Here is an 11,959-nt window from a genome sequence, read left to right on the forward strand (position 1 = left end):
GCCCGCGTAGGCGACCACGTCCAGCGTGGACATGACCAGGCCCGCGCCGTTGCCGATGATCCCGACCTCACCGTCGAGCTTCACGTAGTTCAGACCCTTCTCGACGGCCCTCAGCTCGCGCGGGTCGGTGCCGGAGTCGTCGGCGAAGGGCACGCGCTCGGCGTGCCGGAAGGCCGCGTTGTCGTCGAGCGTCACCTTGCCGTCGAGGGCGATGATCCGCCCGTCGGTCGTGCGGACCAGCGGGTTGACCTCCACCAGCGTGGCGTCCTCCCCCACCGCGACCTCCCACAGGTGGACGATCGTGGCGGCGGCGCGGTCGTGCACCTCCTCGGGGAGCTTCGCGGCGCGGCAGATCTCCAGCGCCGCCGCGCGGTCGACCCCTTCGGGGCCCACCGGCGTGCGCACCACCGCGTCGGGGTCGGTGACCGCGACCTCCTCGATCTCCATGCCGCCCTGGGCGGAGCAGATCGACAGGAAGGTGCGGTTGGCCCGGTCGAGCAGGAATGAGAAGTAGTACTCCTCCGCGATGTCGGAGGCCTCCTCCACCAGCACCCTGCGGACCGTGTGGCCCTTGATGTCCATGCCGAGGATCTCCTCGGCCCTGGCGCGGGCGTGTTCCGGCCCGTCGGCCACCTTCACACCGCCGGCCTTGCCCCGGCCGCCGACCTTGACCTGCGCCTTCACCACAACTTTCCGGCCGATCCGTCCGGCCGCGAGCCGGACCTGGTCCGGGGTGTCGGCTATCTCGCCCTCCACGAGGCGCACCCCGTACTCACCGAAGAGCTGTTTGGCCTCGTACTCATGGAGATCCACCGTGCCTCCTTGTCGCATGGGGTCCCGACTCTTCAGTGGTACTCCATACTGTATGCAATATTCAATACCCCTACTCTGAAAAATGTGTCCTGCGCCACCCCCTTCCCAGGTCGCCGATGGATTTGCATACTGTATTCAAGGAGGTCGCGCCATGTCAGGACACCCCACCCCCGACCCTCCACCCCCCGCCCACGCCGAGGTCGTGCGCGACTGGCGCGGCCGCAGCTACCGCGTCGGCCCCACCGCACGCGTGCTCACCGGCGTTCCCCGCCCGGTCGTCCTCGCCCGCGCCCTGGCCGCCGTCGCGGCGATCGGCGTGACGCAGTTCGGCTACGGCGCCGCGGTGCCCGCCCTGGTCGACGCGCACGGCTGGTCGCCCGCCCAGGCCCTCGTGCCGTTCCTGCTCTGGACCCTGTTCCAGGGCGCCACCGCGCCCCTGCCGCACCACCTCGGCGCCAGGCGCCTGCTGACGCCGGGCCAGACGGTCGGCACCGGCGCCGCCCTGTGCGCCGCCGGGCTGGTGGCCCTCGGCCACGTGTCGGCCCCCGTTCCCGCGGCCCTGGCCTACGGCGTGCTGGGCGGCGTGGGCGCCGGGCTCGTGTACCACTCCTGTGCCGACCTGGTCGGCGGCTGGTTCCCCGACCGGCCCGGCGTCCGCTTCGGCGCCGTCGGCGGCGCCTTCGCCCTCGGCGCGGTCCCCCTGCTGCCCGCGCTCGCGCTGTCGCCCTCCCCCGCCCCGCTGTCCGCCGCCACGACCCTGCTCGCCGCGGCCGTCCTGGTCCTGGGTCTGGCGGGCGGTGTCGGCCAGCGCCAGGCCCCGGGCCGGTGGTGGCCGCCGGGCGCCGACCCGCGCGCGGTCGCACTGCGCGGGAACGCCGATCCGCCCGCGGCGGCCGACTTCAGCACCGCCCAGGCCTGGGCCAGCGGCCCCTCCCTGCCGGCCCTGCACGCGGTGGTGGCGCTCTCCGGCGCGGGCGGGCTGTTCACCATCGCCGTCCTACCCGTGGTCCTGGTGGCGGCCGACCGCCCGGCCGCGGAGACCGCCGCCGCGGTCACGGCCTTCGCCGCCGCCAGCGGCCTGGGCCGGATCGCCTGCGGCGCCGCGGTCGAGCGGACCGGACGGCGCCGCCTGCTCGCCGTGCTGCTGGGCGCGGCGGCGCTCGCCCTGGCCGGCCTCGCCGCCGTCGCGGACACCGGCCCGGCCGCCCTCCTGGTGGCGCTCGCGGCGGTGGCGGGCGCCGGGACCGGCTCCTGCTACCCGCTGAGCCGGGCGGTCACCGAGGCCCACTTCGGGTCGGACCGGGCGGCGGGGATCCCCCGTCTGGTGCACAGTTCCAAGGCGGTCGGCGGGTTGCTCGGCGTGGGCGGAGCCGTCGCCCTCCTGGCCCTGGCGCCGTCACCCGCGGCGGCGTCATGGCTGGTCACAGCCGCTGTCGCGCTCGCCGCCGCGACCCTGCTCACGGGTGCGCTGCGCCGCCCGTTCCCGGTCCGGACACTGCCGATCCGGAAGAGGATCTGGACAGCGGGGCGGCGGCGTGCTCCAATGTGATGCAGACGGTATACAGTATCCCGCCTACAGAAGACACTGACCCGCTCACCATCCCCACCCGGTCGCTCGCACCACAAGAGCACCGGCAGCTAGCAGCCAAAGCACCGAACCCGCACGAAAGGGGTCGTCGCACCGATGGCCGAGGGCACACCCAACACCAGCACCAGTAGCGACACCACGATCTCCGGCGGCCACCTGGTGGCCAAAGCGCTCAAGGCCGAGGGCGTCGACGTCATCTACACGCTCTGCGGTGGACACATCATCGACATCTACGACGGCTGCGCCGACGAGGGCATCGACGTCATCGACGTCCGCCACGAACAGGTCGCCGCGCACGCCGCCGACGGCTACGCCCGTATCACCGGCAAACCCGGCTGCGCCGTCGTCACCGCCGGCCCCGGCACCACGGACGCGGTCACAGGTATCGCCAACGCCTACCGCGCGGAGAGCCCGATGCTCGTCATCGGCGGGCAGGGAGCGCTCAGCCAGCACAAGATGGGCTCGCTCCAGGACCTGCCGCACGTGGACATGATCAACCCGATCTCCAAGTTCGCCGCCACCGTCCCGCACACCGAGCGCGTGGCCGACCTGGTCTCCATGGCCTTCCGCGAGTCGCTCAACGGCGCTCCCGGCCCGTCCTTCCTGGAGATCCCCCGCGACATCCTGGACGCGCGGGTGCCCCTGGACAAGGCCCGCATCCCCGCCAAGGGCCGCTACCGCGCCTCCACCCGCCAGGCCGGCGACCCCGCCGACATCGAGCGGCTGGCCGACCTCATCGTGCGCTCCGAGCGCCCCAGCATCCTGCTCGGCAACCAGGTGTGGACCACCCGCGCCACCGACACCTCCGTCGAACTCGTCCGCGCGCTCAACATCCCCGCCTACATGAACGGCGCCGGACGCGGCACGCTACCCCCCGGCGACCCCCACCACTTCCAGCTCTCCCGCCGCTACGCCTTCACCAACTCCGACCTCATCATCATCGTCGGCACCCCGTTCGACTTCCGGATGGGCTACGGCAAGCGGCTCTCGCCCGACGCCACCGTCGTCCAGATCGACCTCAACTACGCGACCGTCGGCAAGAACCGCGACATCGACCTCGGCCTGGTCGGCGACGCCGACGCCATCCTGTCCGCCGTCCTGCAGGCCACGTCCGCCTACGGCGACACCGGCGCCCAGGGCCGCAAGGGCTGGCTGGAGGAGCTGCGCACCCAGGAGCAGACCGCGCTCGACAAGCGCGCCCACCTGCTCACCTCCGACTCCACGCCGATCCACCCCTACCGGCTGGTCAACGAGATCAACCAGTTCCTCACCGAGGACTCCATCTACGTCGGCGACGGCGGCGACATCGTCACCTTCTCCGGGCAGGTCGTCCAGCCCAAGTCGCCCGGCCACTGGATGGACCCGGGCCCCCTGGGCACGCTCGGCGTGGGCATCCCGTTCGTCATGGCGGCCAAGCAGGCCCTCCCGCACAAGGAGGTCGTCGCGCTCTTCGGCGACGGAGCCTTCAGCCTCACCGGCTGGGACTTCGAGACCCTGGTCCGCTTCGACCTGCCCTTCGTGGGGATCGTCGGCAACAACTCGTCCATGAACCAGATCCGCTACGGCCAGATCGCCAAGTACGGCGCCGAACGCGGCGAGATCGGCAACACCCTGGGCGACGTCAACTACGCCGAGTTCGCCAGGATGCTCGGCGGGCACGGCGAGGAGGTACGGGACCCGGCCGACATCGCGCCGGCCCTGCGCCGCGCCCGCGAGTCCGGCAAGCCCTCCCTGATCAACGTCTGGATCGACCCCGAGGTCTACGCGCCCGGGACCATGAACCAGACGATGTACAAGTAGCCCGGGAAGGAGAACCCATGGGCAAGGCACTCGACGGGATCCGCGTCCTGGACATGACACACGTCCAGTCGGGCCCCTCGGCGACACAGATCCTGGCCTGGATGGGCGCCGACGTCCTCAAGGTCGAGGCGGTCACCGGCGACATCACCCGGCGCCAGCTGCGCGACAAGCCCGGCGTGGACAGCCTGTACTTCACGATGCTCAACTCCAACAAGCGCAGCGTCACGCTCAACACCAAGAGCGAGCGCGGCAAGGAGATCTTCCTGGACCTGGTCCGGCGCAGCGACGTCCTGGTGGAGAACTTCGCGCCGGGCGCCCTGGACCGGATGGGGTTCACCTGGGAGGTGCTCCACGAGGCCAACCCGCGCCTGGTCTACGCCTCGATCAAGGGCTTCGGACCCGGCGCCTACGCCGACTTCAAGGCCTACGAGGTCATCGCGCAGGCCATGGGCGGTTCGATGAGCACCACCGGCTTCGAGGACGGGCCGCCGCTGGCGACGGGCGCGCAGATCGGTGATTCGGGCACGGGAATGCATACAGTGGCCGGTATCCTCGCCGCCCTGCTCCAGCGCACCAGCACCGGCCAGGGCCAGCGCGTCCAGGTCGCCATGCAGGACGCCGTCCTCAACCTGTGCCGCGTCAAGCTGCGCGACCAGCAGCGGCTGGAGCACGGGCCCCTCGCGGAGTACCCCAACGACGACTTCGGCGACGAGGTCCCCCGCTCGGGCAACGCCTCCGGCGGCGGACAGCCGGGGTGGGCGGTGCGCACCGCGCCCGGCGGCCCCAACGACTACGTCTACGTCATCATCCAGCCGCCGGGCTGGGCGCCCATCACCCGGCTCATCGGCCGGCCCGAGCTGGTCGAGGACCCCGAGTGGGCCACCCCCGAGGCCCGCCTGGACAAGCTCGACAAGGTCTTCTCCCTGATCGAGGAGTGGTCCAGCCGACTCCCGAAGTGGGACGTCCTGGCCGAGCTGAACAAGCACAACATCCCCTGCGGGCCCATCCTGTCCACCCGGGAGATCATCGAGGACCCCACGCTGCGCGCCAACGGAGTCGTCACCACGGTCGAGCACCCCGAGCGCGGCGCGTACCACACGGTCGCCTCGCCCATCCGGCTCTCCGACTCGACCGTGGCGGTCGAGCGCTCCCCCCTGCTCGGCGAGCACAACGAGGACGTCTACGGCGGCGAACTGGGCCTGACCGCCGACGAGCTGGCCGAACTCTCATCGAACGGAGTGATCTAGACCCATGGCCGTCTACACCCCGAAGCGGTCCGACCACGACAGCGCCGCCGTGCGCGAGGTCCTGGACCGCGCGCGTGCGGCGGGCCGCACCGCGCTCACCGCGCCGGAGGGCCTGGCACTCGCCCAGGCCTACGGCATCCCCGTTCCGGGGGAGGCGCTGGCGACCTCCGCCGAGGAGGCCGCGGCCCTGGCCCGGGAACTGGGCCTGCCCGTGGTCGCCAAGATCGTCTCCCCCGACATCCTGCACAAGACCGACGCCGGCGGCGTCGAGGTCGGCCTGGACAGCGCCGAGGCGGTGACCGCGGCCTACGAGCGCATCGTGGCCAACGCCCGCGCCTACGACGCCGACGCCCGCATCGACGGCGTCCAGATCCAGCAGATGGTGGGCGGCGGCCTGGAGGTGCTCATCGGCGCCACCACCGACCCCACGTTCGGCAAGGTCGTGGTGTTCGGCCTGGGCGGCGTGCTGGTGGAGGTCCTCAAGGACGTGTCCTTCCGGCTGGCACCGCTGACCCGCGAGGAGGCGCTGTCCCAGATCGGCGACATCCGCGCGGCCGAGGTGCTCGACGGCGTGCGCGGGAGCGCGGCGGTGGACCGCGAGGCACTGGCCGACGTCCTGGTCCGGCTCTCCGACCTGGTCGCGGACTTCCCCGAGATCGCCGAGGCCGACCTCAACCCCGTGTTCGCCTCCGAGACCGGCGCGATCGCCGCCGACCTGCGCTTCGTCCTGGACTTCGAGCCCGCCGAGGGCCCGCGCACGTTCTCGCGCGAGGAGATCCTGGCGTCGATGGAGCGCATCTTCAAACCCCGCTCGATCGCGATCATCGGCGCCTCCAACGAGGAGGGCAAGATCGGCAACTCCGTCATCCGCAACATCGTCGACGGCGGGTACGAGGGCGAGATCCACCCCGTCAACCCCAAGGCGCCCGAGGTCTACGGCCGGACGGCCTACGCCTCGATCACCGACGTCCCCGGCGACGTGGACGTCGCGGTCTTCGCCATCCCCGCCAAGTTCGTGGCGCGGGCCCTGGAGGAGGCCGGCCGCAAGGGCGTGGCGGGCGCGATCCTCATCCCCTCGGGCTTCGCCGAGACCGGGGAGCACGCACTCCAGGCGGAGGTCCTGGAGGTGGCCCGCCGCCACGGCGTGCGGCTGCTGGGCCCCAACATCTACGGCTACTACTACACGCCGGAGAAGCTGTCGGCGACCTTCTGCACCCCCTACGACGTGGCCGGGGGCACCGCGCTGACCTCCCAGTCCGGGGGCATCGGCATGGCGATCCTGGGCTACAGCCGCAGCACCCGCACGGGGGTGTCGGCGATCGTCGGCGTCGGCAACAAGGCCGACATCGACGAGGACGACCTGCTCACCTTCTTCGGCCAGGACGAGAACACCAACGCCGTGGCCATGCACCTGGAGGACCTCAAGGACGGCCGGGCGTTCGTCGCGGCCGCCCGCGAGGTCGTGCCGAAGAAGCCCGTCATCGTGCTCAAGGCCGGGCGCACCTCCGCCGGCGCCCGCGCCGCGGGCTCGCACACCGGGGCGCTCGCGGGCGACGACAAGGTCTACGACGACATCCTGCGCCAGGCGGGCGTGGTCCGGGCCCCGGGCCTGACCGAACTCCTGGAGTACGGCCGGGCGCTGCCCGTCATGGCCGCCCCGGCCGGCGAGAACATCGTCATCATCACCGGGGCCGGCGGTTCGGGCGTGCTGCTGTCCGACGCCGTGGTCGACAACGGGATGTCGCTGTACGAGATCCCGCCGGACCTGGACGAGGCCTTCCGCGCGTTCATCCCGCCGTTCGGCGCCGCCGGGAACCCGGTGGACATCACCGGCGGCGAGCCGCCCTCCACCTACGAGAAGACCATCCGCCTGGGCCTGGAGGACCCCCGGGTGCACTCCCTGGTCCTGGGCTACTGGCACACCATCGTCACCCCGCCGCTGGTCTTCGCCGACGTCGTGATCGACGTGGCGACCAAGGCCCGCGCGGCGGGGATCGACAAGCCGATCGTGGCCTCGCTCTCGGGTGACACCGAGGTGGAGGCCGCCAGCGCCAAGCTGTTCGAGCACGGGATCGTCGCCTACCCCTACACCACCGAGATGCCGGTGAAGGTGCTGGGCGCGAAGTACCGCTGGGCCCGCGCCGCCGGACTGCTCTGACCGCGGGTGGGGCGCCCTGGGCCGGGGCACCCACCACCGCCCGGGGGAACTCCGCGAGGGAAGGGCCACCACCCTCCACGGAGCCTCCGGCGCGGAATCCGACTCACGATGGGCCGGGGAGCACGCGAAGCCGCCGTGTGCTCTCCCGGCCACCCGTCACCGTCCGTCCCACCAGGAGCCGCCCTGGTGTTCAACGAGAGGAGAGCGTGTCCCTGGGGGCTGCAGGGGGCAGTGAAACACACATGTAACAAGTAGACGAGGGAGTCTCCCGATGACCCCACCCCCCAATCCCTCCGAGAGCGCGGGCGCCGAACCCCCGGTCGAAACGGCCAGCGACCGCCCCCACGTCCCCGCCCAGCGACAGGCGCCTCCCCCCGAGGCGGACTCGAACTCCGCGACCCCCACGGCCGACGCGGCGGCCGCCCCCCAGGAGGAGGAGCGCTTCTGGAAGGCCGGCCGACTGGAGCCGATGCCGATCCGGCGCCTGCCCAAGGCGCCTCCCTCCATCCACATCCTCGGCCCGACCGTGTTCCTCGTCGCGCTCGGCGTGGGCATGGGCGAGTCCTACATGTGGCCGCGGCTCGTCCTGGTCTTCGGCCCGGAGATCCGCTGGCTGTTCCTGGTCGGCGTCTCCCTCCAGGCCGTGGTCATGCTGGAGATGTCCCGCTACGCCATGGCGACGGGCGAGAGCATCTTCTACGGCGCCGCGCGGGTCTTCAAGCCACTGATGTGGTTCTTCTTCCTCACGGCCATCCTGGTCTACATCTGGCCGGGCCACCTGTCCGCGGGTGCCTCGGCGTTCGAGCGGGTGACCGGCATCCCCTGGCAGCTGACCGCGGTCTCCGGGATGCTCCTGGTCGGCGTGGTCTTCACGTTGGCGAAGGTCATCTACAACCTGCTGGAGAACGTGCTGTCGATCTGTATCGGCCTGCTGGTGGTCGGTACGTCCGTGGTCGCGGCGATGGTCGGCAACCTGTCCGACCTGACGTCCACGATCTCCGGAATGTTCGCGTTCGGCTACTTCCCGGCGGAGGCCACGACCGCCGCGTGGTTCCCGATCATCGTCGGCTCCATCGCCTTCGCCGGCCCCTCGGGCATGCAGCAGATGTGGTACACGCTGCACCTGCGGGACAAGGGCGCGGGCATGGGCGCGCACATCCCCAAGATCCGCGGGCTGCGGCACTCCGGTGAGCAGGAGACGATGCCCACGCGCGGCTTCATGTTCGACACCTCCGACCCCGAGGAGATGGAGAAGTGGAAGGGCTGGCGGCGCTGGGTCACCTTCGACGCGCTGGTCCTGTTCTGGGGCATCACGATGCTGGTGACCATCTCGTTCACCGTGCTCGCCCAGTCCGCCGCCCGGTTCGACCCGAACGTCGCCGAACTGATCCGCGCCGGTGACCGGGACGCCTCCCTGGACGCGATGGCCGCCTCCTTCTCGGCGGCGGGCAGCCCGATCCTGGGCACGGTGTTCTTCTGCTTCATCGCGCTCATCGGGCTCAACGCCACGCTGGGACTGTTCGACTCGTTCTCCCGCGGCCAGGCCGACATGACGTTCAACTTCGTGCCCGGGGCCAAGAAGATCGGGATGTCGAAGCTGTACGCGATCTTCCTCTGGGGCCTGATCGCCTTCGGCATCGTCATCCTGCTCTTCGGCCCGGCGGACGGCCCGGCGTCCATCCTGGACATCCTCGCCTTCCTGTCGTCGTTCGCCATGGGCGCCTACTGCGTGGTGCTGCTGCTGGTCAACAACATCACGCTGCCCAAGCCGATCCGGCCGGGGATCGTCTCGAACGCGATCATCGCCTTCGCGGCGGTGTTCTACCTCGGCGCCCTGTTCTACTCGCTGGCCGCCTTCGGGATCGTGATCGCCTGATGCACGCTCCACTCACCCTCCCGGGGGGCCGGTCCCTGCGCGACAACGCGGAGGTCGCGGTCCCCGGAGCGGCCATCGGACTGGTGGCGGGACTGTTCGCGATGGGCGTCGCGATGATGGCCGGCCTCCCGCCGGCGGTCACCGTCACCATCGGTGCCGGGCTCGGCGTTCCGCTGGCGCTGTTCGGCGCCGGATACTGCGTCCTGCTGGCACGGGGGGTCTTCGGCATCGGTGCGGTGGCCCCCCTGGCCCTGTACTGGTTCGTCGGCTTCCCCCTCGCCCGGCTGATCGACTCCTACGCCGTGGCGGCCGCGCTCGGAAGCGACACCGTGCTCGACGAACCGCTCCTGTCCTTCCTCGCGCTACAGGCGATGCTGAGCTTCGGCTTCACCATCGGCTTCCTGTGGCTGCACGAACGGATCGCGCCGCGATGGCTGCTGCGCGTCCGCGACCACAACGCCGTGGCCGCGGGGCTGGTCGAGCGCTACATGGAGCACGCCATCCACCTCAACCAGCGGCGCCGGGTCCCGGGCCCCCGTCGGAAGCCCTCGAACAACTCCTGACAGTCACCGTGGTGCCAGCGGAGTGGCCTCGCCGCCACTCCGCCGGCTCCGCTGTGCCCGCACGAGCACCTGGAGAGACAACGTGGACATCCAACCGTGGGTCTGGGCCGTCACCATCACGGTCCTGCTGGCCGTCATCGCGGTCGACTTCGTCATCATCGCGCGCAGACCCCATGAGCCATCGATGCGGGAGGCGGCCGCCTGGATCGGCGTCTACGTCTCCCTGGCCATCGCCTTCGGCATCGGCCTCGGATTCCTGAGCACTCCGGCCCAGAGCCTGGACTTCTTCACCGGCTGGATCGTCGAGTACTCGATGAGCGTCGACAACCTGTTCGTCTTCATCCTCATCCTGGGGTCGTTCGCGGTCCCGGCCCAGCACCGCCAGCGGGTCCTGCTGGTGGGCATCGCGCTCGCCCTGCTGTTCCGCGGGCTGTTCATCGCCCTGGGCGCGGCGGTCGTGAACGCCTTCGCCGGCGTCTTCTTCCTCTTCGGCGCGTTCCTGCTGTTCACGGCGTGGAAGCTGATCACCGAGTCGGGTGACGACGAAGAGGGGTACAAGGAGAACGCGGCGGTCCGGATGGTGCGGCGGTTCCTGCCGACCACGGACCGGTACCACGAGGCGAAGCTGACCGTGCGCATCGACGGCAAGCGCGTGGTCACGCCGATGCTGATGGTGATGATCGCCGTCGGCCTCACCGACATCCTGTTCGCGCTCGACTCGATCCCCGCCATCTTCGGTATCACCCAGGAGCCCTACCTGGTCTTCACCGCCAACGCGTTCGCGCTGATGGGGCTGCGCCAGCTGTACTTCCTCATCGGCGGCCTGCTGACCAAGCTGGTGCACCTGAACAAGGGCCTGTCCGTGATCCTGGGCTTCATCGGTCTGAAGCTCATCCTGCACGCCTTGCACGAGACCACCGACTGGCACGTGCCCGAGATCGGCACCCTGACGTCCCTGTTCGTCATCCTGGCCACGCTCGCCATCACGACCATGACCAGCCTGCTCAGCGCCAGGGCGACCGCCGCCAAGGAGGCGGCCTCCGTCGGGGCCGAGCACGGGAGGGAGTCCGAGACGGCGCACGCCGCCGCCTCGCACGGGCGGCCGGATGACGACGACGAGGTGCCCTCCCGCGTGGGCGGGTGATCCCCGCGCGGCGGACCCGCACACGTGCGTGTCATCGTCCGCGTCCTCGAACACGCGTGGCCCCCGGCGGAGCGTTCCGCCGGGGGCCGCGCGCGTGCGACCCGGGCAGAAAGTAAATCATGCCAAATTCGGACGAATCATAAATACCGCGATCCAAGAAGAACCCCCACCCCCGAAAGGCGACGAAATTACCTCCCGGTAGCGTCGCCCTCCACACCGCCCATGCCCTAATCTTGCTGACAAACACAACCGAACAAGCGGAGGCCCCGCGACGCTAGCAAGCGCCCGAGGCCGTGGCCAGCAATTTCACACCTTTAACGCAAAGGATTGCCGACATGGCTCACTCTAGCCCTGCCGTCCTCAGCTATGCCATCGCCCTCCTCCGGGCGACCATCGGAGCCCTGTTCTCCCCCGCGCGCGGGCGCCACTCGGCCGCCCGCCGGCGCCGCTCCACCCGGGTCCGCCGCTACGCGCCCGTCCCGGCTCCCACGCAGGCCAGCGCTGCTTTGGTGCCGCGCCCGGCGCCTCGTCCCGCATCTCGCCCGGCGCCGCCCGCGTCTCGCCCGGCGCCCCGCCTGGCCCCGCCGCCCGCGCCGATCCCGGCCGAAGACGTCGCCCTGGTGCGCGGCTACTACCGGGCCTTCGAGAACGAACGCGACCTCGCCCGCGTCCAGGCCGACGCCCTGCGCCGCCTCGACCAGTGGACCGCCCGGCCCCCGGTCGGCGACCTGCTCGCCCCCGTGCCCGCGCCCCGGCGCCCCGAGCGGGTG

The 11,959-nt window shown here is 71.0% G+C and carries 9 protein-coding genes; 8 read left to right on the forward strand and 1 reads right to left on the reverse strand.

The features are described 5' to 3' along the window. The coding region (locus tag ADL05_RS24200) for an ATP-grasp domain-containing protein (RefSeq protein WP_053619321.1) at positions 1–813 on the reverse strand (813 nt) is incomplete at its 3' end. A gap of 151 nt (positions 814–964) precedes the next feature. On the opposite strand from ADL05_RS24200, the gene ADL05_RS24205 reads away from it, so the two are divergent. The 8 genes from ADL05_RS24205 to ADL05_RS31965 all read left to right on the forward strand — a co-directional run. Beyond that, positions 965–2,362, forward strand: a complete 1,398-nt coding sequence (locus ADL05_RS24205) for an MFS transporter (RefSeq protein ID WP_053619322.1) — start codon at positions 965–967, stop codon at positions 2,360–2,362. Between the two features lie 135 nt (positions 2,363–2,497). Beyond that, positions 2,498–4,201, forward strand: coding sequence for a thiamine pyrophosphate-binding protein (locus ADL05_RS24210; protein WP_053619323.1), 1,704 nt, complete (start codon positions 2,498–2,500; stop codon positions 4,199–4,201). Between the two features lie 17 nt (positions 4,202–4,218). After that, complete coding sequence (gene frc, locus ADL05_RS24215) at positions 4,219–5,448, forward strand: formyl-CoA transferase (protein WP_053619324.1); 1,230 nt, start codon at positions 4,219–4,221, stop codon at positions 5,446–5,448. 4 nt (positions 5,449–5,452) lie between these two features. Continuing rightward, positions 5,453–7,606: an acetate--CoA ligase family protein gene (locus tag ADL05_RS24220; protein ID WP_053619325.1), complete on the forward strand. Its 2,154-nt coding sequence runs from the start codon at positions 5,453–5,455 to the stop codon at positions 7,604–7,606. 271 nt (positions 7,607–7,877) lie between these two features. Next, the gene (locus tag ADL05_RS24225; RefSeq protein ID WP_053619326.1) at positions 7,878–9,482 is read left to right on the forward strand and encodes an Nramp family divalent metal transporter; all 1,605 of its coding nucleotides are present in this window, start codon (positions 7,878–7,880) and stop codon (positions 9,480–9,482) included. Beyond that, on the forward strand, positions 9,482–10,045 hold the full coding sequence (locus ADL05_RS24230) for a hypothetical protein (protein WP_053619327.1): 564 nt from the start codon (positions 9,482–9,484) through the stop codon (positions 10,043–10,045). The genes ADL05_RS24225 and ADL05_RS24230 overlap by 1 nt, the downstream gene beginning before the upstream one ends. An 82-nt stretch (positions 10,046–10,127) precedes the next feature. After that, the gene (locus tag ADL05_RS24235; protein ID WP_082376844.1) at positions 10,128–11,189 is read left to right on the forward strand and encodes a TerC family protein; all 1,062 of its coding nucleotides are present in this window, start codon (positions 10,128–10,130) and stop codon (positions 11,187–11,189) included. Between the two features lie 335 nt (positions 11,190–11,524). Beyond that, on the forward strand, positions 11,525–11,959 hold a 435-nt coding region (locus ADL05_RS31965; RefSeq protein ID WP_082376846.1), incomplete at its 3' end, for a hypothetical protein.

It is taken from the genome of Nocardiopsis sp. NRRL B-16309 (assembly GCF_001279585.1).
In the GTDB taxonomy this organism is placed as follows: Bacteria; Actinomycetota; Actinomycetes; order Streptosporangiales; family Streptosporangiaceae; genus Nocardiopsis.

Bases quoted from the DNA above. Each gene is read 5' to 3' on its own strand.
- ADL05_RS24225 (WP_053619326.1), top strand. From the start codon at position 7,878: ATGACCCCACCCCCCAATCCCTCCGAGAGCGCGGGCGCCGAACCCCCG.
- frc (WP_053619324.1), top strand. From the start codon at position 4,219: ATGGGCAAGGCACTCGACGGGATCCGCGTCCTGGACATGACACACGTC.
- ADL05_RS24210 (WP_053619323.1), top strand. From the start codon at position 2,498: ATGGCCGAGGGCACACCCAACACCAGCACCAGTAGCGACACCACGATC.
- ADL05_RS24230 (WP_053619327.1), top strand. From the start codon at position 9,482: ATGCACGCTCCACTCACCCTCCCGGGGGGCCGGTCCCTGCGCGACAAC.
- ADL05_RS24220 (WP_053619325.1), top strand. From the start codon at position 5,453: ATGGCCGTCTACACCCCGAAGCGGTCCGACCACGACAGCGCCGCCGTG.
- ADL05_RS24205 (WP_053619322.1), top strand. From the start codon at position 965: ATGTCAGGACACCCCACCCCCGACCCTCCACCCCCCGCCCACGCCGAG.